Annotated in this window: 19 protein-coding genes, 2 tRNA genes and 2 pseudogenes; 2 read left to right on the forward strand and 21 right to left on the reverse strand. The window is 65.5% G+C overall.

The window, feature by feature from the left end; all coding sequences use genetic code 11:
* The first annotated feature begins 98 nt into the window (after positions 1-98).
* Positions 99-1,250, forward strand: coding sequence for a hypothetical protein (locus ACQPW1_RS44735; RefSeq protein WP_433659680.1), 1,152 nt, complete (start codon positions 99-101; stop codon positions 1,248-1,250).
* 227 nt (positions 1,251-1,477) lie between these two features.
* Here the strand turns inward: ACQPW1_RS44735 and ACQPW1_RS44740 are convergent.
* Positions 1,478-1,621: pseudogene (locus ACQPW1_RS44740) on the reverse strand (transcriptional regulator); the annotation flags it as partial.
* A gap of 100 nt (positions 1,622-1,721) precedes the next feature.
* On the opposite strand from ACQPW1_RS44740, the gene ACQPW1_RS44745 reads away from it, so the two are divergent.
* Positions 1,722-2,732: an aldo/keto reductase gene (locus ACQPW1_RS44745; RefSeq protein WP_433659682.1), complete on the forward strand. Its 1,011-nt coding sequence runs from the start codon at positions 1,722-1,724 to the stop codon at positions 2,730-2,732.
* A 40-nt stretch (positions 2,733-2,772) separates the two neighbouring features.
* On the opposite strand, the gene ACQPW1_RS44750 is transcribed toward ACQPW1_RS44745, so the two are convergent.
* From ACQPW1_RS44750 to ACQPW1_RS44845, 20 genes and pseudogenes are all read right to left on the reverse strand, one after another.
* Complete coding sequence (locus tag ACQPW1_RS44750) at positions 2,773-3,240, reverse strand: PaaI family thioesterase (RefSeq protein WP_433659684.1); 468 nt, start codon at positions 3,238-3,240, stop codon at positions 2,773-2,775.
* Between the two features lie 190 nt (positions 3,241-3,430).
* Positions 3,431-3,503, reverse strand: a tRNA-Glu gene (locus ACQPW1_RS44755).
* Positions 3,504-3,507: 4 nt separating this feature from the next.
* A tRNA-Glu gene (locus tag ACQPW1_RS44760) sits at positions 3,508-3,583 on the reverse strand.
* A 244-nt stretch (positions 3,584-3,827) separates the two neighbouring features.
* Entirely contained in the window at positions 3,828-4,889 is a 1,062-nt protein-coding gene (locus ACQPW1_RS44765; protein WP_433659686.1) for a glycerophosphodiester phosphodiesterase family protein, read from the reverse strand.
* A gap of 52 nt (positions 4,890-4,941) precedes the next feature.
* Complete coding sequence (locus tag ACQPW1_RS44770) at positions 4,942-5,913, reverse strand: zinc-binding dehydrogenase (RefSeq protein ID WP_433659688.1); 972 nt, start codon at positions 5,911-5,913, stop codon at positions 4,942-4,944.
* Positions 5,914-5,965: 52 nt separating this feature from the next.
* Positions 5,966-6,109 (reverse strand): hypothetical protein, encoded by a 144-nt coding sequence (locus ACQPW1_RS44775; protein WP_433659690.1) that lies wholly within the window; start codon positions 6,107-6,109, stop codon positions 5,966-5,968.
* A gap of 8 nt (positions 6,110-6,117) precedes the next feature.
* Positions 6,118-6,762 (reverse strand): annotated as a pseudogene (locus tag ACQPW1_RS44780) (hypothetical protein); the annotation flags it as partial.
* 255 nt (positions 6,763-7,017) lie between these two features.
* Positions 7,018-7,425, reverse strand: a complete 408-nt coding sequence (locus tag ACQPW1_RS44785; protein WP_433659692.1) for a type II toxin-antitoxin system VapC family toxin — start codon at positions 7,423-7,425, stop codon at positions 7,018-7,020.
* Positions 7,422-7,622: a hypothetical protein gene (locus tag ACQPW1_RS44790; RefSeq protein WP_433659693.1), complete on the reverse strand. Its 201-nt coding sequence runs from the start codon at positions 7,620-7,622 to the stop codon at positions 7,422-7,424. Before ACQPW1_RS44790 ends, ACQPW1_RS44785 begins: the two co-directional genes overlap by 4 nt.
* A 78-nt stretch (positions 7,623-7,700) precedes the next feature.
* Entirely contained in the window at positions 7,701-11,654 is a 3,954-nt protein-coding gene (locus ACQPW1_RS44795; protein WP_433659695.1) for a DNA-directed RNA polymerase subunit beta', read from the reverse strand.
* A 105-nt stretch (positions 11,655-11,759) separates the two neighbouring features.
* A complete protein-coding gene (locus ACQPW1_RS44800; RefSeq protein ID WP_433659697.1) occupies positions 11,760-15,266 on the reverse strand; it encodes a DNA-directed RNA polymerase subunit beta in 3,507 nt (1,168 codons plus the stop codon).
* Positions 15,267-15,655: 389 nt separating this feature from the next.
* The gene (locus ACQPW1_RS44805) at positions 15,656-16,375 is read right to left on the reverse strand and encodes a hypothetical protein (protein ID WP_433659699.1); all 720 of its coding nucleotides are present in this window, start codon (positions 16,373-16,375) and stop codon (positions 15,656-15,658) included.
* Positions 16,376-16,386: 11 nt separating this feature from the next.
* Positions 16,387-17,124 (reverse strand): hypothetical protein, encoded by a 738-nt coding sequence (locus tag ACQPW1_RS44810; protein ID WP_433659701.1) that lies wholly within the window; start codon positions 17,122-17,124, stop codon positions 16,387-16,389.
* 29 nt (positions 17,125-17,153) lie between these two features.
* Positions 17,154-18,395, reverse strand: a complete 1,242-nt coding sequence (locus ACQPW1_RS44815; RefSeq protein ID WP_433659703.1) for an MCE family protein — start codon at positions 18,393-18,395, stop codon at positions 17,154-17,156.
* Positions 18,392-19,585 carry an MCE family protein gene (locus ACQPW1_RS44820; protein WP_433665517.1) on the reverse strand — a complete coding sequence of 398 codons (1,194 nt, stop codon included), beginning with the start codon at positions 19,583-19,585 and terminating at the stop codon, positions 18,392-18,394. The genes ACQPW1_RS44815 and ACQPW1_RS44820 overlap by 4 nt, the downstream gene beginning before the upstream one ends.
* A 41-nt stretch (positions 19,586-19,626) precedes the next feature.
* Positions 19,627-20,880: an MCE family protein gene (locus ACQPW1_RS44825; protein WP_433659705.1), complete on the reverse strand. Its 1,254-nt coding sequence runs from the start codon at positions 20,878-20,880 to the stop codon at positions 19,627-19,629.
* A gap of 1 nt (position 20,881) precedes the next feature.
* Complete coding sequence (locus tag ACQPW1_RS44830; RefSeq protein WP_433659706.1) at positions 20,882-21,892, reverse strand: MCE family protein; 1,011 nt, start codon at positions 21,890-21,892, stop codon at positions 20,882-20,884.
* On the reverse strand, positions 21,892-22,968 hold the full coding sequence (locus tag ACQPW1_RS44835) for an MCE family protein (RefSeq protein ID WP_433659708.1): 1,077 nt from the start codon (positions 22,966-22,968) through the stop codon (positions 21,892-21,894). Before ACQPW1_RS44835 ends, ACQPW1_RS44830 begins: the two co-directional genes overlap by 1 nt.
* Positions 22,965-24,317 (reverse strand): MCE family protein, encoded by a 1,353-nt coding sequence (locus ACQPW1_RS44840; protein ID WP_433659710.1) that lies wholly within the window; start codon positions 24,315-24,317, stop codon positions 22,965-22,967. Before ACQPW1_RS44840 ends, ACQPW1_RS44835 begins: the two co-directional genes overlap by 4 nt.
* Positions 24,314-25,108 carry an MlaE family ABC transporter permease gene (locus tag ACQPW1_RS44845; protein ID WP_433665518.1) on the reverse strand — a complete coding sequence of 265 codons (795 nt, stop codon included), beginning with the start codon at positions 25,106-25,108 and terminating at the stop codon, positions 24,314-24,316. Before ACQPW1_RS44845 ends, ACQPW1_RS44840 begins: the two co-directional genes overlap by 4 nt.
* Between the last annotated feature and the right edge of the window lie 15 nt (positions 25,109-25,123).

Genomic DNA, 25,123 nt, shown 5'->3' on the forward strand with positions numbered 1-25,123 from the left:
ACACCCAATCCGAACCCGATCAGGCCAGCACATCAACCCGGCGAAAGATCGAGGTTAAGGGCTGATCGTCTAAGCTTCACCGGGCTCAGGGGGAGCCAATGGGTTATGAATGGAACGACAGGCTAGAAGCGGACTACACCCGATACGTCGACGGGAAATGGTTCCAAGGGCTCAACGCTAGAGACCGTGCGGGCTACCTCAAAGCACGGGAGCAATGGAAGCGTTCCCGCGACGTGGGCAACCGGTTTCGCGATGGCATGGCCCTACTGCGTGGCCAGACCCCCGAACGTGGCTACGAGAAAGAAGTCCGCCACGTCACACCCTCCGGCCCCAGAGTGCACGACGTTGCAAACGTGAGGATGCAAGAGGGGAACGAGTACAAAGCAGGCAGAGTCGACAAAGAGAAGGCGCTGCCTCAGCTCAAAAAAGAAGAGCACTTACTCAAGCTGGGTTACCAAATAAATTGGACAGTAGTTCAAGGCGCTAGGGTTGACCGTGAGGTACTCGACAGATTCCAGGAGTTAAATAAAAAGTGGGGCCGCCAGTTCGATGTCCAGGAGGTCACCCGCGAGCAGCGGCGTCTAGCGCTCACGATCGGTAAGCATGTCGAAAAGCAGCGACGGGCCAAGGAGAAAGAAGCCCGAGCGCTGGCGAGGGCGGAGAAAGAGCGGCAACGTAAAGCGCAGCAGCAAGCCGTCGAGCGTGCGAAAGTGCGTGCCGAGCAAAACCGTAAAATGCAGCAGTTTCGCGAAGCCGCCGCGCGCGGACGGGCAGACGCCCCTGGACGGGTCGAGCGAGAACGGAAAACGCTCGACGTACTAAAGCAGGTAGCGCGGGAGCGCGCGGCATCGGAAGCCGAACGGGACAGGGTCGCAAGGGAATCCGCCGAACGAGTACTGAGGGAATTCCCGTTCCCGGTGCCTAGCCAGTCTCAGGAGCGAGAAACAGTCGAGATCGGGGAACGACCTACCCCGGAGCTTGCCGACGCTGCGAGCGTGGAACGTGAAGCGGCAGACAAGGCGCTGAAACAAGCCCGTGAGGCAGCGAGGGAACAAGACGCTGCCAGGAACGCAGCGTACGAGCGGCTACAGGAACAGGGGCGGCTCACGGAGGTAGAACGGCTCCACTGGTTGGGGCAGGGTAGAGACCCGCATGCAGCAGTTCGGGAACCGCCCAGACACGCACCTCCGGTCCAAGGCCACGGGAGAGACGGCCAGGGGGTCACTCGGGGGCAAGACCGCACCCGTTGACGGTTCGACAGCAATCAACGATCTCGATTCGCGATCGATCATAAGCGTAGAAAACTAACCTGAACAGCGAAAACAGCGCTCCGCGGATTAGGTCGCGGAAAGCAATGAAACCCCTAACCCGTAAACGATCAGGCACCCGCATTACGAGCCGGTCCCGAAGCACTGCCGCGCCCCTCCGGGGCTTGCCACCCAACTCCCATGATCTGCAATTCTGTAGTGCGTAACCAAGATGTGACCCCGGCGAGCAGCGCCACCTCGTCCCGGCGCAGGCCGGGGGTGCGGCGCCGGACACCCGGCGGCAAACCCACGTCCGCGGGCGTCAGCTGCTCACGACGGCGGCGCAGGAAGTCGGCGAGCTCGGTACGGTCCATACCTCCACTGTCCCCCGGAACGGGCCGCTCAGCCAGGGATCGGCGATCCCCCGATCAGCGATCTCTGCCGCGATCCGCGCCGGAGGCTCAGGCTTGTCTCATGACGACATCGAAGATCCCCACAGTTCAGCTGGGTAAGTCCGGGCCGACCGTCAGCCGTATCGGGCTGGGCGCGATGGGCATGTCCGGCATGTACGGCGCCGCGGACGACGCCGAATCCACCGCCACCATCCACGCCGTGCTCGATTCCGGTGCGAACCTCATCGACACCGGCGACTTCTACGGTTCCGGGCACAACGAGCTACTGATCGGCAAAGCGATCGCCGAACGGGCCCGCGAGGACGTGGTGCTCAGTGTGAAGTTCGGCGCGCTGCGCGGGCCCGGCGGCGCCTGGGGCGGCGTGGACACTCGGCCCGAGGCCCTGCGCAACTTCCTCGTCTACAGCATGCAGCGGCTCGGCGTCGATTACGTCGACGTCTACCGCCCGGCCAGGCTCGATCCCAACATCCCGATCGAAGACACCGTCGGCGCGATCGGCGAGCTCGTCGAGGCGGGGTATGTCCGGCACATCGGGTTGTCCGAGGTCGGCGTCGACACCATCCGGCGGGCCGCGGCGGTGCATCCGATCGCCGATCTGCAGATCGAGTACTCGCTGATCTCGCGTGGCATCGAGGCCGAGATCCTGCCGCTGTGCCGCGAGCTCGGCATCGGCGTCACCGCCTACGGTGTGCTGTCGCGTGGGCTGCTCAGCAGCTCGGTTCAGGCGGGAACCACGTTCGCGGCCAATGATTTCCGGGCGCACAGCCCGCGGTTCCAGGGCGAGAACCTGAGCCAGAATCTGAAGCTGGTCGATGCGCTCGCCGAAATCGCTGCGGGCAAGGATGTTTCGGTTGCTCAGCTCGCCATCGCCTGGGTGCTGACCCGTGGTGCGGACATCGTGCCGATCGTTGGCGCTCGACGGCGGGAGCGTTGGGCCGAAGCCGCAGGCGCACTGGCTGTTTCGCTGACCGAGGACGAGTTGGCCACCATCGAGGCCGCGGTACCCGTCGATCAGATCGCCGGTGCACGCTACGCCACCGAGCAGATGGCGATGCTCGACAGCGAGCGCTGACTGGTGGGTGCGCTCGTTCGCCGAGCGCACCCCCGCCGCGTTACCTGCGCGGCCGGATGACCGCGGTGAATGCCGCTGCCGCGACGGACTTTCCGGTGCTGTCGGTGATGTTCACCGGTACTTCCAGTTCGATCGGTGTCCGCGCCGCGATATCCGCCCTGACCTGTTGCAGGACGTCACCGGCTACTTCGGACGTCGCAAAGTACGGCCCCGCATCGCCTTTGGCGCGCGCTCGATATTCGATTCGCCCGTCCCTGGCCACGATGAAGGTCTCGCCCATCAGATCGACGATGCCCGATACCGACGCACCCATCGCCGCGGTTTCGGCCAGGCCGAACAGCACCGCCGCGTGCAGATCGCCGTTGTGATTGAGATGTTCGGCCCGTGGTGCCATTCGCACCACGTTTCGCCCGGCATCGAACTCGACCCCTTCGATCCCGGTGTACTGGATGAACCCCAGTTTCTGGAACCCAGCCATCACCAACTCCCCCATGGCCGCGCTGTCCATCGCATCTCCCACTACCGAACTGAAACGTGTTCTATTTTCATACCCTGCGGAGGGGGCGTTGTCCACGCGGAGCGCGGAAAGTTGAGGTGTCGATCCCCATCTCACTCCCGTGAGACCAGCCGTTTTCGAAACGGTGACGGACGCCGGTCCGCGTAACTTTCCTTGATATTGCCTGATTGCCTTTCCTCAGTGACCTCGGCGGGAATCGAACCCGCGGAGCCGTGAATGAGAATCACGGTGCCCTACCAACAGAGCACGAGGCCTTGATGACGCAGATCGGAATCGAACCGACGAGGTACCTGAATGAAAGTCAGGGTGCCCATGCCAACAGAGCAACTGCGCCGGGGTCAGGAATAAGAAAAGGCCGCTCCGTGTGGATTTCCCGGATGCGGCCCGTGTGGTTCGGCGATATTGCCGCACTCACGAATCGGGGCGTTCACCCTCGGATCGGCAACTGGATTCCTCAGCCGTCGCGAAATCACGCTGTGCCAGCGATGATTCGAGGTGGCTGATCATGTCCGTTGCCTTTCGTCGGTTTCGATACGTTGACGGTAACACTGCTCCGCGACTGCCGAAACTGATTATCTTCAGGGGCGGGGATAAGCCTTGGGCAGCCGATATCCGCGTTCGGCGAGGATGGTGCGCAACAGGTCTGGGCGGTTGGTGATGAGGCCGTCCACGCCGAGGTCCAGCAGTGCGGTCATGGTGGCTCGGTCGTCGACCGTCCACGGCACCACGCGCATTCCGCGCTGGTGGGCGGCTTGGACGAGACCGCTGGTCGTGAAAGCCTTATAGCCGGGATCGTCGATGCTGCCGTCCTGCGGATCGCCGTGCACCGGCGACACCGCATCGGCGCCGAAAGATGCTGCGGCGCTGACGAACTTCTCCTGGAGAGTGCCGGGGAAGTCATCGATGTCGATGCCGCCCAACCATGGTGACGCGCCGGGCTGGCCTTCCTGCAAGAATTGCTGCCCGTTCGTCAATGCGACGAGCGGCAATTCCGGCGCCACCTCGCGCATGCGCATCAGGGAACCCCAGTCGAAACTTTGTATGGTGACCTGGTTTTCGAGGTGGGCGCGGCGTACTTCCGCAGCGATCACTTGCACGAACTGTTCGCGAGGGGCGGTTTGTTCCGGTGCTCCCGCTTCGACTTTGGACTCGACGTTCAGCATTACGTCGTCGGCTCGATAGGCGTGCACTAGGTCGAAAACCTCTGACAGCAGCGGCATTCGAGCGCCCGGTACCGTGCGCTGCTCCGGAAAAGCGGGCAGCCGCTTCGATCCGCAGTCGATGGTGCGAACCTGCGCCAACGTCAAGTCTCGAATGAACCTGGTACCAGGCACATAGGGGAACTTCGGATCCCACGGAAACGCGGGTGCGGTATCGACGCACTTGTCCGGATTCGGATCGCGGTCGTGGGTGACGACCGCGTATCCGTCCTCGGTGATCTGCACGTCCAGCTCGAGCGTGTGTACGCCGAGTTCCAGTGCATTCGCGAAGGATGCCAGGGTGTTCTCCACCACCAACGCGGCCCCGCCACGATGTGCCTGTAGATCGAACTGCGCAGGCTCATCTGCCGCGGCCGCACCCGTGTTCAGGAAACCGGTCAGCAGGATCGCCGCGACGCCCACCGCATACGTTCCACGCATGCATCCATTGTGACGGCCACTGCCGACGCCGCGGTGACGGTTGAATGAACCCCTACGGAACCAGCACGACCTTGCCGGTCGTCGCCCGGTTCTCGAGTGCGGCGTGCGCGTCCGCCGCTTTGTCCAGCGGGAAGGTGTGGACGGTCGGCACCATGGAGCCTTCGGCGGCGGCGGCCAGGGCGCGGGACTCCTCGTTACGCACCTCACGGGGTTTGCTCAGCATGATGGACAGTGCGTTTATCGCCGTAATGCCTTGTTCCTGAAGCTTTTCCGCGTCCGGCTCGAAGGGCTCACGGGACGCGTTCCCGTAGGTGATGTATCGCCCGCCCTCGGCGAGCAAACCCACTGCCGCCCGGCCTTTTTCGCCCATGACGCCGTCCAGCACGACCGTCACCGCGCGGTCGCCGAACGCCTGCCGGACCTGGTCGGTCCAGTCGGGTTCGTTGTAGTCGACGGCGAGATCGGCACCGAGGGTGTCGACCGCGGCAACCTTGGCCGGGCCACCGGCCGCCCCGATGACCCGGGCACCGATGTTGCGGGCGTGCTGGACGATCAGTCGGCCGACGCCACCCGCGGCCGAATTCACCAGGACCACATCGTCAGCCGTCAGACCCGCGATGTCGAGCACCTCGGTGGTGGTGGTGCCGGTGACGATCATGGCGACGGCCGCCGCATAGTCCAGACCGTCCGGAATCCGGTGCAGCATCGGCAATTCCGCGACAGTCAGTTCGGCGTATCCGCCGGACTGGCTCCTCGATGTCACGACGGCGGCGCCGAGCCACGACGCGTCCACCTCGGGGCCGACTGCGTCGACGATCCCCGCGACCTCGCCGCCGAAGACCGCCGGAAGTTCCGGCAGCGGCGGGCCGATCGGCAGGCCCGCTCGCATCGCCGTTTCGATCAGGTGCACACCGGCCGCCTTGATGGCGATGCGCACCTGGCCCGGACCCGGCGTCGGATCCGGAACCGTCTCGTATTTCAGGTTTTCCGCGGGGCCGAAAGTATGCAGGACGATGGCGTACACAGCGTCTCCTCTGGTCAGAACTCGATCAACCTTCGAAGACCAGCCTGCAACCTCAAGGATGGTTTATGTCAATGCGCTCCGTGTCGGGTTGTCCGGTTCGATCTTCGCCTCGGTCGCGCAGGTCGTCCCAGGTCGCGAGCACGACAATGCCGATGAGCAGCAGCGCGCCGAGCGCCACCGCGAAGGTGTAGTTCACGGCCGAGATCAGGCCAGGCCACCGGGTTTGCCGAGTAGGTCGCTTAGGGCGGCGTCGATGAACTGGGTGTCTTCGGGATTCTTGCCGTGGCCGGCGAAATGGCCCCAGATGCCGGGGATGACCCGGAGTTCGGCGTTGGGGATGTGCGAGACGGCCCATGCCTCGTCCTCCGGCGGGAAGTAGAGGTCCTTCTCGGCGGGCAGGACCAGGGCGGTGGCCTTGATCGAGGCGAGGGCGGCTTCGGTGTCGCCGTCGAAGCCGGGGGTGCGGCCGACGTCGCCGTTCTGCCAGGTCCAGAGCATGGTCAGCAGGTTGTTCGGGTCGCGGCCGTCGAGGAAGAAGCCCTCCCAGAAGCCGATGAGGAAGTCCTCGAGGGAGGTGTAGCCGAGCTGCTCGTACGCCTGCTGCCAGTAGAAAGCCTGGGAGAAGCCCCAGCCCGCGTAAACCCTTGCCAGGGCGCGCAATCCGGTGATCGGCCAGTTCTCGCCGTACCAGCCGCCGGCGAAGGCCGAGTCGGCGGTCAGTGCCGCCTTGACGCCTTCCAGGAAGACCTTGTTGTGCAGGCTCGTTCGCGCGGAGCCGCAGAACGGGGCGATCCGTTCGACCATCTCCGAGTGGCTCACCGCCCATTGATAGGTCTGCCCGGACGAGATGGGTGACGCACTCGGAAGCTGGCCCTACACCGAGGGCGTGCTGACAGCCTGGTGGGACTGAGGACGCTACAGCTCCGCGGCGGGCCAGTCGACGATATCGTCCTGCTGCAGATCCACACGGGTCAACGTGCGAAAAGACTCGGGATCGGCTGCATACTGCGCCATGCCCTCCCGGAGCTGAGCCGCGATTGTCTGGGCGTCACTGGTAAAGCTCGCGGGAGGCATTGCCCAACCATAGGGTCAAGTGCCGATCGACTATGGCAGGACGTTGATGAAGTCGAGTCCGGACGTCTTGACCGCACGAAAGTGGTTGTCGGCGGTAGCGATGTCGTTGACGCCCAGGCGTTCGGCCACAGCAATGAGAGACGCGTCAGCTGCGCCGAGCGGAAAGCTGGCGAACTGCTGCATCAGTTCGACGATCCGCCCCGTGTCTTCCTGATCGAACTCCTCACGAAAGAGCCCGTCTTGCACTGCCGTCATGAATTGGATCTCCGCCTTGGCCCCGGCATACTTCTGCAGTAGGTAGGTAACCTCGGCTACCACGTATGGCGTGACGACGAATTCGTCTGACCGCCCAGCCAGCAGCGCGCTCATCTCTGCGTGCCGCTTGTCCTTCCGGTTCATCACCGCGACCAGGACATTGGCATCAACGATCAGCGTCACTGCGCCTCGTAGAGTTCGTCGTCCATTCGTTCGCTGAGATCTTCCGGTCCGTCGAAGGACGGCAGAGCTGCAAGCCGATCGCTAGCTCCACCGCTGACCAGGCGGAGCAGTGCCGCGCGCGCAGCTGGCTCAGCGTCTGGTCGAAGTTGTTCGACCAGACGGTGCAGTTCGGGGTAGTGGTCGTAGGCCACACTCATACCTCGACAATACCGTGAAACGCGGATCGGCCCGCTCCGGAGTGGAGCGGGCCGATCCTTGTCTGTGCTGCTACCGGGTTAGCGGTAGTCGCTGAAACCGTAGTCGTCGAGCGGGACTGCGGCGCCGGTGGTTTGGCCGAAGCTGTCCGGGCTGTAGTAGGTGTCGTCGTAGGACGGCACCGCGTACGCGGCGGCACGGGCTTCTTCGGTCGGCTGCACCGTGATGTTGCGGTAGCGGTTGATACCGGTACCGGCCGGGATCAGCTTGCCGATGATCACGTTCTCCTTGAGACCGATGAGCTTGTCGGAGCGGCAGTTGATCGCCGCGTCCGTCAGGACTCGAGTGGTCTCCTGGAAGGACGCCGCCGACAGCCACGAATCCGTCGCGAGCGACGCCTTCGTGATACCCATCAGCACCGGGCGACCCGCCGCGGGCTCATTGCCCTCGGCGACGACGCGACGGTTGGAGGCCTCGAACTCGGAACGCTCGGTGAGCGAACCGGGCAGGAACTCCGTGGCACCCGAGTCGATGATCGTCACGCGACGCAGCATCTGGCGCACGATGACCTCGATGTGCTTGTCGTGGATCGACACACCCTGCGAGCGGTAGACCTCCTGGACCTCGTGGACCAGGTGGATCTGCACCTGACGGGGACCCATGATGCGCAGCACCTCGTGCGGATCCGCCGCGCCTTCCAGCAGCTGCTGGCCGACCTCGACATGGTCACCGTCGGAGAGCAGACGCTCGGTGCCGTCGTCGTGCTTGAAGACACGCAGACGCTGACGCTTCGAGAGCTTGTCGTAGACAACCTCTTCACCACCGTCATCCGGGATGATGGTGATCTTGTAGAAGCGGTCGTCGTCTTCCATCCGCACCCGACCACTGACCTCGGCGATCGGAGCCTTGCCCTTCGGCACGCGGGCCTCGAACAGCTCCTGCACCCGCGGCAGACCGCCGGTGATGTCATCGCCCGCGACACCACCCTGGTGGAAGGTACGCATGGTCAGCTGGGTACCGGGCTCACCGATGGACTGCGCGGCGACAATACCGACAGCCTCACCGATATCGACCAGCTTGCCGGTGGCCATCGAACGGCCGTAGCAGGTGGCACAGACACCGGTACCGGTGGTGCAGGTCAGCACGGAGCGGACCCGAACCTCGGTGATGCCTGCCCCGAGCAGCGCGTCGATGGCCGGGTCGCCGAGGTCGGCGCCCTTAGCGATGACGAGGTTGCCCTTGGCATCCACCGCGTCCGAAGCGAGCGTGCGAGCGTACGCGGAGGTTTCCACGTGCGCGTCGCGGATGAGCGAACCATCCGCCTGCTTGTCGGCGATGTGCACGATGATGCCGCGCTCGGTGGCGCAATCGTGCTCGCGCACGATCACGTCCTGCGAGACGTCCACCAGACGACGGGTCAGGTAACCCGAGTCGGCGGTACGCAGCGCGGTATCGGCCAGACCCTTACGAGCACCGTGGGTGTTGATGAAGTACTCGAGCACGGTCAGGCCCTCACGGAACGAGGACTTGATCGGGCGCGGGATGAACTCACCCTTCGGGTTCGTCACCAGACCCTTCATACCGGCGAGGGTACGAGTCTGGGTGAAGTTACCCGTGGCGCCCGACTCGACGATCGTGATGATCGGGTTGTCCGGCGGGTAGTGCGCACGCAGTGCCGTACCGACCTCTTCGGTCGCTTCCTGCCAGATCTTGACCAGGGCGTTGTTGCGCTCCTGGTGATCGAGCGCACCACGCTGGTACTTCTTCTCGATCTGATCGGCAAGCGCCTCGTAGCGCTCCATGATCTCGGTCTTCTCCGGCGGCACGAGCACGTCGGACATGGAGACCGTCACGCCGGAACGGGTGGCCCAGTAGAAGCCCGCGTCCTTCAGCTTGTCGACGGTCTGCGCGACCACGATCATCGGGTAGCGCTCGGCCAGATCGTTGATGATCGTCGCCTGACGCTTCTTCGGCATCTGCTCGTTGATGAACGCGTAGTCCGCCGGGAGCAGCTCGTTGAACAGCACGCGACCAAGGGTGGTCTCGGCCAGCCACGCGTCGCCGCGGTTCCAGCCCTCCGGGAACAGCTTCGCCTCGATGTCCTTCGGCGGGCGCTGGTGGATGAGCCGGACCTTGATCAGCGAACGCACGGTGAGCTCACCGCGGTCCACCGCCATCTGTGCCTCGGCGGGCGAGGAGTAGACGGCGAACTCCGCCTTGTCCTTGCCTGCGGCCCTGTACTCGCCCTTCGCGCCCTCTTGCAGGCGGGTCAGGTAGTACAGGCCGGTCACCATGTCGAGTCGCGGCATGGCGAGCGGTCGGCCGGAGGCGGGCGACAGGATGTTGTTCGAGGACAGCATCAGGATGCGAGCCTCGGCCTGCGCCTCCGCGGACAGCGGAAGGTGCACGGCCATCTGGTCACCGTCGAAGTCGGCGTTGAACGCTTCACAGACGAGCGGGTGCAGCTGGATCGCCTTACCCTCGACGAGCTGCGGCTCGAACGCCTGGATGCCGAGGCGGTGCAGGGTGGGCGCGCGGTTCAGCAGCACCGGGTGCTCGGCGATGACCTCTTCGAGGACATCCCACACCTGGGGACGCTGACGCTCGACCATCCGCTTGGCGGACTTGATGTTCTGCGCGTGGTTCAGGTCGACCAGACGCTTCATCACGAACGGCTTGAACAGCTCCAGCGCCATCAGCTTGGGCAGACCACACTGGTGCAGCTTGAGCTGCGGGCCGACCACGATGACCGAACGGCCCGAGTAGTCGACGCGCTTGCCGAGCAGGTTCTGACGGAAACGACCCTGCTTGCCCTTGAGCAGATCGCTCAGCGACTTCAGCGGGCGGTTACCCGGTCCGGTGACCGGACGGCCACGACGGCCGTTGTCGAACAGTGCGTCGACGGACTCCTGCAGCATCCGCTTCTCGTTGTTGACGATGATCTCGGGCGCGCCGAGGTCGATCAGTCGCTTGAGGCGGTTGTTGCGGTTGATCACGCGGCGGTACAGATCGTTCAGGTCGGAGGTGGCGAACCGGCCACCGTCGAGCTGAACCATCGGGCGCAGCTCCGGCGGGATCACCGGAACAGCGTCGAGCACCATGCCCATCGGCGAGTTGCCGTTGGTCTGGAAGGCCGCGACGACCTTGAGCCGCTTGAGCGCGCGCAGCTTCTTCTGGCCCTTACCGCTGCGGATGGTCTCCCGCAGGTTCTCGGCCTCGGCGTCGATGTCGAAGTTCTCCATCAGCTTCTGGATGGACTCCGCACCCATGGCGCCGGTGAAGTACTCGCCGTAGCGGTCGATCAGCTCGCGGTAGAGGATCTCGTCCACGATCAGCTGCTTGGTGGCCAGCTTGGTGAAGGTGGTCCAGATCTCGTCGAGCCGGTCCAGCTCACGCTGGGACCGATCGCGCAGCTGACGCATCTCGCGCTCGCCGCCGTCCTTGACCTTGCGGCGGACGTCGGACTTGGCACCCTCGGCCTCGAGCTCGGCCAGGTCGGCCTCGAGCTTCTGGGCGCGGGCCTCGAGGTCGGCGTCGCGCTGGTCGGCGACCGCCTTCTTCTCGACCTCCATCTCGGCTTCGAGCGTGCTGAGCTCGTTGTGGCGCAGCTCGTCGTCGACACCGACGATGACGTAGGCGGCGAAGTAGATGATCTTTTCCAGATCCTTCGGCGCCAGGTCGAGCAGGTACCCGAGGCGTGACGGCACGCCCTTGAAGTACCAGATGTGGGTAACCGGTGCGGCCAGCTCGATGTGGCCCATCCGCTCACGACGCACCTTGGCGCGAGTCACCTCGACACCACAGCGCTCACAGATGATGCCCTTGAAGCGGACACGCTTGTACTTACCGCAGTAGCACTCCCAGTCCCGGGTAGGACCGAAGATCTTCTCGCAGAAGAGTCCGTCCTTTTCCGGCTTGAGGGTGCGGTAGTTGATGGTCTCCGGCTTCTTCACCTCGCCGAAAGACCACTGGCGGATGTCGTCGGCGGAGGCAAGGCCGATCCGGAGTTCATCGAAGAAGTTGACGTCTAGCACGTAACTTCCTTTCCCCTATTCGGGTCGAATTCGAGCAAAAAGTTCACTAGTTGGTGGAACGCGGGGCCGGATGTCGTTGGAAACCAACGACATCCGGCCGACCGCCTAGTTCGCCAGATCGTCGACGGTGGCCGCTTCGTTCCTGGACAGGTTGATGCCCAGGTTCGCCGCGGCGCGCTCCAGATCCTCGTCGTCGCGATCGTGCATCTCGATCGTGCCGCCGTCCGAAGACAGCACCTCGACGTTGAGGCACAGCGACTGGAGTTCCTTGAGGAGCACCTTGAACGACTCCGGAATGCCCGGCTCCGGAATGTTCTCGCCCTTGACGATCGCCTCGTAGACCTTCACGCGGCCGACAACGTCATCGGACTTGATGGTGAGCAGCTCCTGCAGCGTGTAGGCGGCGCCGTAGGCCTGCATGGCCCAGCACTCCATTTCACCGAAGCGCTGACCACCGAACTGTGCCTTACCACCGAGCGGCTGCTGGGTGATCATCGAGTACGGGCCGGTCGAACGGGCGTGGATCTTGTCGTCGACCAAGTGGTGCAGCTTCAGGATGTACATATAGCCGACAGCCACCGGGTACGGGAACGGCTCGCCGGAGCGGCCGTCGAGCAAAGTGGCCTTGCCGTTGTCGTCGACCATGCGATCACCATCGCGGTTCGGCAGGGTCGAGGCGAGCAGACCGGTCAGCTCCTCCTCGCGGGCGCCGTCGAACACCGGGGTGGCGATGTTCGAGTCGGCCGGTGCGGCCAGCATCTCCTCCGGCAGGGCCTTGGCCCAGTCGGGTCGAGTCCCGTCCGCGCCGACGCCGACATCCCAGCCCGCCTTGCCGATCCACCCGAGGTGGGTCTCCAAGATCTGGCCGATGTTCATACGACGCGGCACACCGTGCGTGTTCAGGATGATGTCGACCGGGGTGCCGTCCGGCATGAACGGCATGTCCTCGGTCGGCAGGATCTTGCCGATGACACCCTTGTTGCCGTGGCGACCGGCGAGCTTGTCGCCGTCCTGGATCTTGCGCTTCTGCGCCACGTACACGCGCACCAGCTCGTTGACACCGGGAGGCAGGTCGTCGTCGTCCTCACGCGAGAACACGCGGATGCCGATGACCTTGCCGGACTCACCGTGCGGCACCTTGAGCGAGGTGTCGCGCACTTCGCGCGCCTTCTCGCCGAAGATGGCCCGCAGCAACCGCTCTTCCGGGGTCAGCTCGGTCTCGCCCTTGGGGGTGACCTTGCCGACCAGGATGTCGCCGTCGCGGACCTCGGCACCGATGCGCACGATGCCACGCTCGTCGAGGTCGGCGAGGACCTCGTCGGAGACGTTCGGGATGTCCCGGGTGATCTCCTCGGCACCGAGCTTGGTGTCGCGGGCGTCGATCTCGTGCTCTTCGATGTGGATCGAGGTGAGAACGTCCTCTTCCACGAGGCGCTGCGACAGGATGATCGCGTCCTCGTAGTTGTGGCCTTCCCACGGCATGATCGCGACGAGCAGGTTCTTGCCCAGCGCCATCTCACCGTTCTCGGTGCACGGACCATCGGCCAGCACCTGGCCGACCTCGACCCGCTGGCTCTCGTCCACGATCGGTCGCTGGTTCGCGCAGGTGCCCTGGTTGGAGCGGGCGAACTTGCGCATCCGGTAGCTCTTGCGAGTCCCGTCGTCGGCCATCACGGTGACGTAGTCGGCGGAGACCTCCTCGACCACACCCGCCTTCTCGTTCACCACGACATCGCCGGCGTCGACGGCTGCGCGCAGCTCCATGCCGGTGCCCACGACGGGGGCCTCGGAACGGATCAGCGGCACGGCCTGACGCTGCATGTTCGCACCCATCAGGGCGCGGTTGGCGTCGTCGTGCTCGAGGAACGGGATCATGGCCGTCGCGACCGACACCATCTGGCGCGGCGAGACGTCCATGTAGTCGACCTCGTCGGCGGCGACGAGCTCGTTCTCCTCGTTACCGCGGCGGCAGAGCACCCGGTCCTCGAGGAAACGACCGTCGACGTCGACCGGCGAGTTGGCCTGGGCACGAACGTGCCTGTCCTCCTCGTCGGCGGTGAGGTACTTGACCTCGTCGGTCACCCGACCGTCGACCACCTTGCGGTACGGCGTCTCGATGAAGCCGAACGGGTTGACCCGCGCGTACACCGACAGCGAACCGATCAGGCCGATGTTCGGGCCTTCCGGGGTCTCGATCGGGCACATGCGGCCGTAGTGCGAGGTGTGCACGTCGCGGACTTCCAGACCGGCACGCTCACGGGACAGACCACCCGGGCCAAGGGCCGACAGGCGGCGCTTGTGGGTGAGGCCCGAGAGCGGATTGTTCTGGTCCATGAACTGCGACAGCTGCGAAGTTCCGAAGAACTCCTTGATCGCGGCGACCACGGGACGGATGTTGATCAGGGTCTGCGGCGTGATCGCCTCGACGTCCTGAGTCGTCATCCGCTCGCGAACCACGCGCTCCATGCGGGACAGGCCGACCCGGATCTGGTTCTGGATCAGCTCGCCGACGGTACGCAGGCGACGGTTACCGAAGTGGTCGATGTCGTCGACGTCGACCGGCACCTCTTCGCCGCCGGGGGCGGTCATCACGCGGTCACCCGCGTGCAGGCGCACCAGGTACTCGATCGTGCTGACGATGTCTTCCTTGGTGAGCACCGATCCGGTGACCTGCTCGCCGAGGTGGATACCCAGCTTCTTGTTGATCTTGTAGCGACCGACGCGCGCCAGGTCGTAACGCTTGTCCTTGAAGAACAGGTTCTCCAGCAGGGTCTGCGCGGACTCCTTGGTCGGCGGCTCGCCCGGACGCAACTTGCGGTAGATGTCCAGCAGCGCCTCGTCCTGACCGGCGGTGTTGTCCTTCTCCAGCGTCGACATCATGATCTCGGAGAAGCCGTAACGCTCGACGATCTCGTCGTTCGTCCAGCCGAGCGCCTTCAGCAGCACGGTGACCGGCTGGCGACGCTTGCGGTCGATGCGGACACCAACGGTGTCGCGCTTATCGATGTCGAACTCCAGCCACGCACCACGCGACGGAATGACGCGCACGCTGTGCAGGTCCTTCTCGGTGGTCTTGTCGACGGAGTGGTCGAAGTAGACACCCGGCGAACGAACCAGCTGCGAGACGACGACGCGCTCGGTGCCGTTGATGATGAACGTGCCCTTGTCGGTCATCATCGGGAAATCTCCCATGAAGACCGTCTGGCTCTTGATCTCACCGGTGTTGTTGTTGATGAACTCCGCGGTGACGAACAACGGCGCCGCGTAGGTCATGTCCTTGTCTTTGCACTCGTCGATGGAGGCCTTGACCTCTTCGAACCGAGGGTCAGAGAAAGACAGGGACATCGAGCCGGAGAAGTCCTCGATCGGCGAAAGCTCCTCGAGCACCTCCTCGAGTCCCCCGACTAGCCCGACATCGCCGCGAAGGGCGACCTTTTCACGCCATGACGGCGAACCGATCAACCATGCAAATGAGTCCGTCTGTAGATCGAGAAGTCCGGGCACCTCCAAGGGTTCACGGATCTTCGCGAAAGACACCCGCAATGGGGCTCCGGGGATTCCGGCAACTGCCTTGGTCTGGGTGGAGACTGCCAAGATGCGTCCTTCCAGCACCTCACGCGCGCCGCGTGGTGGTCCGCGACCGTCGCTTGTCTGCTACGAATTCCGCTGGTTACAACCCGAACGAAACCCGAACAGGCAACAACGAAAGTAACACCGGAAGGGTGGAACTTACGTGTGCAAATCGAGGTATGGACAGGAGGCAGCCAGCGCAACGTCCAACCGTACACCAACCGTCACGGGGGTGTCAACCTACCACCCGTGCGCACATTCACGTGGCTGGCGCGCCGTGTCCGAATCGCTGGCTGCGTCGGGGACGACGGGGCGTAATGGAGCCACTGTGACAGCTGCCGCTGTTGTGAATAGCGTGACGGCTCCGGCGAAACTCGTCAAGTAGGCGGGACCGACCAGGGCAGGGTGAGATCCCCTGGGCCGCTGGAAGATCACTGGTCGACGATGTCGCTGGCCAGCCAGCGACCGTCCACCTTCTGCATGTGCAGCACGATCGGACCCGCGACACTCTGCTGCGCGGCGCCGTTCTTCGTGGCACTGACGACCAGGTTGACCAGCAGCTCGGCCCGATCATCGGTGAGCAAGGTCACACCGATCGGATCGGCTTTGGCATCGGCGCTGGTCTGGGCCTGTTTTACCGCGGAGATGGTGGTGTCGGCGTACTTGTCCAGATCGGCCAACATCTTGCCGGTGAGCACCTGCTTGGCGGTGTCGCGGTAGTGGTCGATGTCCTTCACGTCGTAGGCGTAGACGGTCTTCAACGCGTGATCCGCGGCCGCCCGCACCTCCTCGGTGGCCTTGTTGTCGACGTACGCCTTGTTCGAGTCGTCGACGCCGGGGCGCGAGGCGGCGACGGCCGCGAAGCCGCCGAGCAGCAGCGCGGCGATCAGGATGGCGGCGATGAGGGACCAGAACGCGCGACCCGACTTGGCCGGGCGCGAACCGCGGGAGATCTTCTTCCGGAGGCTCGCGGTCTTGCCCTGTTCGGGCCGCTGCTCGGCCCGCGCCGGGCGCGACGCGGCGGGACGGGTGGTGCCCGGAACCCGGGGCTTGCGGGTCGGCGTGCTGCGCGTCGTGGCGGCGCGCGACTGCTGCTCCCCGGCCGGGCGGCGCTTGGAGGTGACCCGGTTGATCGGCTTACGAGAGGTCATGACTGGTTCTCCTACGATCCCGGCTTGGGCGCGGCGGGCGGCTGGTCGGCGGGCGGCGCCTGCGGGGACTGCGCCTGACCACCGCTCAGCAGCACCGGCTGGCTCAGCGAGGAGATCTGCTCGGCCTTCCAGACATCGCCTGCCTTGGTCACGTCGACGTTCCAGGTGTAGCGGTATTCGGCCGGCGGCTTGTCCTTGGCCAGCTCGGTCACCTGCAGCACGACCAGGGCGGACGCCTTGTCCTTCTCACTGTTCAGCGTGGTGAGCGCGGAACCGAGCACCTTGGACGTCATGCCCGTGTTGGTCTGCTTGGCCAGTGTCTCGGCCTGGTCCTTGTTCTTGTTGGCCGAGTCGAGCAGCGCGCCGGTCATCGAGGAGCGGGCCAGCGCCAGCGAGCCGGGCACGTCGTCGAGGTTCATCGAGGTCATGTTGATCGCGGCCTGGCGGGCGGCGTCGAGCGCGCTGTCGCGGGCATCGGCGCGCGGGGCGTCGCTGACGGCCGTGCGGACCCAGCCGGTGCCGAACCAGATGGCGGCGACCAGGGCGACAACCAGCGCGGCAGACGAGGCGATCACCGCGAACGCGCGCAGCGGGCCGACGCCGTCCGAAGCAGCGGGCTTGCCGGGCGCCTCGGCGGCCCGGTCGGCCGGGGCGTCAGCAACCACGTCGGAGTGCGCCACGCTGTCGGCGGGGTCCGGTGATTCCTGCGGCTCGGTCGAGTCGAGCTGCTTGGTCGAATCTGAGGTCACGCGAGACACCCTAACGTCGTCGTTCCTGGTCACCGCTTCGGCGTAACTCCCATCAGGGTTGCCATCTGCACGGCGATCGGATTCAGGTTCAGCCGCTCCGGGTCGGTCTTGGGGGTCGAATCCCAAGGCTGCACGACATTCGGATCGGCGAGGCCGGCCCGTTCGCCGCCGCGCACCGCGGTCGGATTACCTTGCGGCACAAGGCACTTCGCATCCTTGTTGAACGGGAACTCGTCGCGGGTGTCGTCGAAGTTCGGATTCTGCGCCTTCATCTGCTCGAGCATCCGCTGCGTTCCCTCGTAGCCGACGGTACAGGCGGGCGGATTGTTGGCCTCCACCACCAGACCGAAGTGCGTGGTGCCGTCGCCGGGCGCGGTGGACGAGCCACCGATCGACAGCTGCGGCAGGAACTGCAGCAGCGGGCGGATCGCGTAGAACTTGGGCGAGATGGCCAGCAGCAGCTGCCGCAGATTCCCGAGGTCCTGGGTGAGCGCGCCGCCGCTCTCGTGCAGCAGTGCGTCGATCTGCTGGCCCGCGTCGGTGCCGGTGCCGATCAGCCGGCGGATGTCCGGGTCGCTGGAGCGCAGCTGGGCGGTGAGCTTGTCCAGGCCGTCGCTGAATTCGCGGATGGCGCCGGACTGCTCGGCCTGCGTGCCGAGTACGACCTTGCTGTCGCGGATCAGCTGAATGGTCTGCGGCAGCGTCTCGTTGAACGTGGTGGTGAACTTGTTCAGCGAATCTACGAAGACCTGCAGGTCGTCGCCCTTGCCGTCGAAGGCCTTGCCGAGCTCGCGCACGGTGGTGTTCAGCGCCGCCAGATCGACCGAGCGGGTGAAGGTGTCGACGCTGGCGACCAGCTGCTCCACCGGCACCGGGGTGGTCGCCGAGGTGATCACCGAACCGTCGTGCAGGTACGGCGAGCCGTCGGAGTCCGGCTGCAGGTCGACGTATTGCTCGCCGATCGCGGACCGGTTGGCCACCACGGCTTTCGCGGTCGCGGGGATCTTGGGTGAGCTCGAATCCACGACCAGATGCAGCACCACGCCGTCACCGGTGAGTTCCAGCTCGCCGACCCGGCCGACCGGCACGCCGCGGTAGGTGACCTCGGCGCCCTTGTAGATGCCGCCGGTCTGCGCGGCCTGCACCTTCACCTCGTACTGACCGAGACCGACCATGTGATCGAGCCGAATGTACTTGGCACCGACGAAGACAACGCCGACCACCGCGATGACGACGAACATGATCAACTGCCAGCGAACCAACTTACTCATCGGGTACCACCCACTCCGAGTTGCTCCAGGATCGCGCCCACCGGGTTCGGCGGCACGCCCGGCGCGGGCGGCTGCGCCATGTTCGGCGGCAGCGGCAGGATGGACACCGTCGGCCAGCCGGGCCGCGGACCGTTGCCGTTGTAGTACGGGTTGGTCGGATTCACCGGCACGCCGGGGCCCATGGGCGGGATGTACACCGGATCCGGTTTGCCGACACCGAGATTGCCAAGCGTGACACCGATCTGCTGATCGACCGACAGCCAGGTGTTGACCGAGCCGCCGAAGGTGGACTCCAGCGTGGAGTCGGGGAACGGATAGGTCGGGATCAACGGCAGCGCGGTGATCAGATCCGGCGCGGCCTTGCCGAGTTCCTGCAGCGTCGGGCGCAGCGAGGTCAGATCGCGGATGAGGTCGTCCTTCGAGTGATCGAGCACGTCGAAACCGGCCTGCCCGACCCGATCCAGCTGACTGAGCAGCCCGACCAGCTGCGGGCGCTGCTCTTCCAGGATCTTGATGCCCTGCGGCAGCTCGTCCAGGATCTTGCCGATCTGGTCGGTCTGCCTGCTCACCCGGCTGCTCAGCACGTCGAGACCGTCGAGGGCCCTGGTGATGTCGTCGACCTGATCGTTCAGGCCCTTGATCAGGATGTTCGCCTGATCGAGCAGCGAACGTACCCGATCCTCGCGGCCGCCGATGGTCTTGTTCAGCTCGGTGACGATCGGCTGCAGCTGGGCGACGCCACCGCCGTTGAGCAGCAACGACATTGCGCCGAGCACCTGCTCGACCTCGGTGGCGTGCCGGGTGTGGTCGACCGGGATCACCGAGCCGTCGGTGATCTTCTTCGCGTCCGGCTCGGTGGTCGGCTTGGACAGCTCGATGAACTTCTCGCCGAGCAGATTCGACTGGCGCACCTCGGCCCGCGCGTTCGTCGGCAGATCGACCGAGGAGTTCACCACGGCCCGCACGGTGGCGGTCCACTGGTCCTTGCCGATCTTGATGTCCTCGACCCGGCCCACCGGCAGGCCCTCGACCTTCACCGCGGACTGCGGCACCAGGTCGAGCACGTCGTCGAACTGGATGTCGATGTACATCGGGTGCTCGCCGACATCGGCGCCACCGGGCAGCGGGATGCTGTAGATACCGTCGGACGCGCACGAGGTGACCAGGGCGGCGGCCAGCCCGACAGCCATGGCGGCACCGAGACCGCGTGTGACAGAACGGATTCGGTTACTCACCGCTCACCTCCCTGCGACGGCGGAGTCCGGTCCGACGGGGTGCCCGGCACGGTGCCGGGCACCGGAGCGCGCTGCTCGTTCTCGCCGCTGAGGATGCCGAACGGCAGGATCAGCGTCGGCGTCTTCACCCCGGCGGTGATCTGGTCGGAGATCTCCTTGCAGTGGTCCAGGATCGGGCGCATCTGCCTGCCGATCGCGTCGAACTGGGGGTCGCCCGGCCGCAGCTTGGATACGTCGATCAGCCTGCACATGACACCGAACGGGTCCTGCAGGTCGGTGAAGTTGGCGCGCATGTCGAGGGTGCCGGATTCGGCGTTGTGCACGTTGATCAGGTTGCTGAGTGCCAGCGGCAGCACCGGCAGCGCGGCGGCCAGGTCGTCGCGCTGATCGGCCAGCGTCTTGGTGAGCGTGACCAGGCCTTCGGCATTGCTGGCGATCAGGTCTCGGTTGTTGTCGATGAACCGGGCGACGTCGCCGAGCGCGACCGACAGCAGGTTCAGCGCGGCGCCGAGATCGCTGCGTTCGCTCGCCAGGAAGCTGGAGAGATCGGCGAGCTGGGTGTTGAACTGGCGCACCTGCGCGTCGTTCTTGGCCAGCATGGCGACGAAGCTCTGCAGGTTCTTCACGGTGTCGAAGATGTCGCCGCGCGCGTCGGACAGGTACTTGGCCGCCTTGGACAGCTGGGTGAGGCTGTTGCCGAGTGCCTCGCCGTTGCCGTCCAGATTCGCCGCGCCCGTGCGTACCAGGTCGTTGACCGCGCCCTCTTTGTTGGCGCCGTTGGGGCCCAACGCATCCGAGAGCTCGGTGATGCTCTTGTACAGCTGGTCCACCTCGACCGGGGTGACCGTGCGGTCCCGCGGAATGGTCGCGGTGCGTGGCATTTTCGGCCCGCCGGTGTAGACCGGGGTCAGCTGGATGTAGCGGTCGGACACAATCGACGGCGTGATCTGCGCGGCCCGCGCGGCCTCGGGCACGTCGTAGGAGCGATCGACGCTCATCACGATCTTGACCTGATCGCCCTGCGGCTCGACCGACTCCACCCGGCCCACCGGCACGCCGAGCACCCGCACGTCGGAGCCCTCGTAGATGCCGACCGAACGATCGAAGTAGGCGGTGATCTTGGTGGTGGTCAGTCGATCGACCGTCCACCACAGCACCCCGGCGGCGACCAGCGCCACCACCACGACGAGCGCGATGGTGATCTTGGTGCCGCGCCCGGAGTTCCGTAGCGCCTGCAGCCGGCCCGCCATGTCAGTTACCTTCCATGTTGCGGATCGGCGGACGGGCGCCGGGGATGTCCGGCAGCGCGGGCGGGATCAGGTTGACGATCACCGCGTCGAACCAGCGGCCGGTGCCGAGCACGCTGGCGTAGATCCCGTAGAACGGGGCCGCCAGCTCCAAGGTCTTGGAGATGTTCTGCTGGTTGGCATTCAGCAGATCGATCGCGCCGCGCAGGTTCTTCAGCGCCGGGCCGATCTGCTGCTCGTTGTCGTGCACCAGCGCGGTGAGCTCCGCGGAGACCGTCTTGGCTCCGGAGAGCAGCTGCGCGATGGATTGCTGCCGAATGTTGAGCTCGGCGAGCAGCTGTCCGCCGTTGGCGAGCAACCGCTCGAACTCGGCATTGCGGTCGGCGAGCACGGTGGTGGTCTGCCTGGTCGCGGCGAACAGCTTCTTCAGCTCCTCGTCCCGCTTGGCCAGCGTCTCCGACAGGCGGGCGACGCCGTCGATCGAGCCGCGCAGCTCCGGCGGCGTGGTCGCGAACGCGTCGGAGAGCACCCGCATGCTGGTGGCCAGTTGCGCGGTGTCGATCTGGTCGATGTTCTTCGCCGCGTCGGTGAAGGCGTCCACCACGTCGTACGGAGCGACGGTGCGCGACAACGGAATCCGAGTGGCGGGGTCGGCCGCGCGGGAGCCCTTCGGGTCCAGCGCCAGGTACTTCTGGCCGAGCACGGTCTTGATCTGGATCGAGGCGGTGGTCTCGCTGCCGACCCAGGCGTCCTGCGTGCGGAAGTCGACGAGCACCTTGGCGCCCTCGAGCTTCACGTCGGACACCGAACCGACCTTCACGCCCGCGATGCGAACTTCGTTGCCCTTCTTCAGGCCCGCGGCCTCGGAGAATTCGGCGGTGTACTTGGTGCCCGCGCCGATGATCGGCAGCCGGTCCAGGAAGAACGCCGACAGCGTCACCAGCAGCACCATGGCCAGGCCGAGCACGCCCATGAAGACGGGGCTGCGGCGTCCGAGCAGAATCCGGTCGTCCATCAGCGGGCCTTCCCGGAGCAGCGCGGCGCGGCGTTGGTGTAGATCGGCTGGTTGATGGTCGGCAGTCCGGCGGGCAGGTTCAGGTTCGGTGCGTCCGCCGTGCCCGGGCCGACGACGATGTCGATGCCGCACAGATAGAACTGGAACCAGGAGCCGTAGCTGCCTACCCGGCCGAGCTTTTCCATCTTGATCGGCAGGTTGTGCAGGACCTCGTTCACATCGTCCTTGCGCTCGTTCATGGTGCCGGTGAGCTGGCTCAGTCCGGCGATCGAGCCCTGCAGCGTCGGGCGCACCGGGACCAGCAGGTCGGCGGTGGCCGAGGCCAGGTTGCCGAGCGAGGTGACCGAGCGGCCGATCGTGTCGCGTTCCGCGGACAGCCCGCTGACCAGCGCCTCGGTATTGACGATGAGCTGGTCGAACTGGTCGTCACGCTGGTTGACCGTGTCGAGCACCGCGGTCAGGTTGCGGACCAGTTCGCCGATCACCGCGTCCTTGTCCGCGATCTTGTTGGTCAGGCTCGCGGTGGTGGCCACCAGGTCGTGGATGGTGCCCTGCTCGCCCTGGAAGACCTGGATGATCTCGAAGGAGAGCTTGTTCACGTCGTCGGCTGTCAGCGTGCGGAACAGCGGCCGGAAGCCGTTGAACAGCGTGGTGAGGTTGAGCGCCGGATTGGTCCGCTCCAGCGGAATGGTGCCGCCCCCGTTCAGCTTTCGGCCCTGCTCGCCGGTGCCTTGCTCGAGCGCGATGTAGCGCTGGCCGACCAGGTTGCGGTAGCGGATGCTCGCGGTGGTCGAGGCGGGCAGCCAATTCCGTTCGGTGAGTTCGAAACTCACCTCGGCAAGGCGCTTGTCGACGATCGCGATGTTGGTGACCTTGCCGATCCGCACACCAGCGACGCGCACCTCGTCACCCTTGTTCAACGAGGTGACGTCGGTGAACCGGGCCTTGAACTTGGTGCCGTCGCCGCTGTAGTTGGCGATGGACAGCGCGAGCACCGTGGTCGCGAATATCGTCACGACCACGAAGATGATCAGCTTGGTGAGTGGGCCGCCGAGGCCACGCAGTTGCTGCTTCATCGAACGCTCACCTCGCTGCCACGGAACGCGGGCGCGCCGGCCCTGGTCACCCAGCCCGGCACCTGATCGGGCGAAACACCGGACGCGGCACCGTAGATCGCGCCGAGCGACTGCTGCTCCATCGGCGAGCCCGCGATGGTCGCGACATGGCCCGCCGGGTAGACGCCGAATTGCGGCGGCGACAGCTTGCCCGTTTCCAGGTCGCCGGGGTTGCGGCTGGGCACCGCGTAGGAGCCGTCGTTGTTCGCGCCGCCGGTGTACTGACCGGGGTCGACATTGAGCGGCCTCTCCGGAATGCACCACGGCCCACGGTCATCCAGCCACCGCGGCTCGTCCTGGTTCGGCAGGTACTTGCCGCGCGGGTTGGTCAGCTCGATGGTCACCCGGGTGCCCGGCCGCTCGGTGCCCTTGCCGAGGATCTCGTCGATGCGCGGCTTGAGCTGAGCGAAGTTGGCCATCACGCACGGGAAGGTCGGCGAGTAGGTGGCCAGCTGCTCCAGCAGCGGGCGCGAGTCGGCGGACAGGTCGATGATGTTGTCCCGGTTGGCAACCAGGAAGTCGGCGCTGTCGGACGAAGCGGGCGTCAGCACCGCGTACAGCGAGTCGATGTCCCAACGTCGTTGCACGATGGTCGCATTGGTGGTTCGCAGGTTGTCCAGCGCGGTGACCAGCTGCGGCGCGGCGTCGGCGTAGGTGGCGGCCACCTCGGCGAAGCTGCGCAGGTCCTCCTGCAGGTCCGGCAGCACGCCGTTGACCTGACGGAAGATGTTGTCCAGCTTGTCCACACTCTCGCCGAGCGCGAGACCCTGACCGGACAGCGCCTGGGACAGCGCACCGAGCGTGGCGGCGAGGTCCTGCGGCGGAATCGCCTGCAGCAGCGGCATCAGGTCGTCGAGCAGCTTGCTCAGTTCGATCGCGTTGCCGCTCTTGTCCTGTTGCAGCGTCACGCCGTTGGTCAGGTGGTTCGCGCTGCGATCGGCGGGGATCATCAGATCCACGTACCGCTCGCCGAACAGCGTCTTCGGCAGCAGCCGCGCGGTCGCGTTGGCGGGGATCTGGTCGGCCTTGTCCGGCTGGATGGCGAGATGCAGTGTCACCTTGCCGTTCTCGGAGATGCTCGACCGCACGTCACCGACGGTGATGCCGCGCACCTTCACGTCCGCGTTCTTGGTGAGCGCGTTGCCGACGCTGTCGGTGACCAGGTCGACGTCGACCGTCTTCACGAAGGCCTTGTTGTAGATCGCGATGGTCGTCGCCAGGAACAGCGCGACCACCACGAAGAACGCGATACCGAGGACCCGGATGCGCAGCCGCTCGGTCGAACGCCAAGCCTGCACACCCCGGGTCATCCGGCCACTCGCACAGTCGTGGTGGTTCCCCAAATGGCAAGGCTCAGGAAGAAATCGAGCACGTTCACCAACACGATCGCGGCACGCACCGCGCGGCCGACCGCGACGCCGACGCCGGCCGGTCCGCCGGTGGCGTGGAAGCCGTAGTAGCAGTGCACCATGATGATCACGAACGCGAACACCAGCACCTTCAGGAACGAATAGAGCACGTCCTCAGGTGGTAGGAACAGGCTGAAGTAGTGGTCGTAGGACCCGCTGGACTGCCCGTTGAACCAGATGCTGATCATCCGCGAGGCCAGGAACGTGCCGAGCAGGCCGACGATGTACAGCGGGATCACCGCGAGGAAGCCGGCGATCACCCGGGTGGTGACCAGGAACGGCACGCCGGGCACCGCCATCACCTCGAGCGCGTCGATCTCCTCGGAGATCCGCATGGCGCCGAGCTGCGCGGTGAAACCACAGCCGACCGTCGCCGACAGCGCCAAAGCCGCAACCAGCGGCGCGATTTCGCGGGTGTTGATGTAGGCGGTGAGGAAGCCGGTGAGCACGGAGCTGCCCAGCGCGTCCAACGCCTTGAAGCCCTGCAGGCCGACGACCACGCCGACCGAGCCGGACATGAACACGATGACGCCGATGGTGCCGCCGATCACCGCGAGCGCGCCGCTGCCGAAGGTCACCTCGGCGAGCAGCCGCATGACCTCCTTGCGGTACCGCACCGCGGTGCGCGGGATCCAGGCGATCGCGCGCGAGTAGAACGACATCTGCTCGCCGGCCCGATCGATCACCTTCATCGGTGCGCGAACGAC

The sequence above is a fragment of the Nocardia sp. CA-128927 genome, from assembly GCF_050955855.1.
GTDB lineage: Bacteria > Actinomycetota > Actinomycetes > Mycobacteriales > Mycobacteriaceae > Nocardia.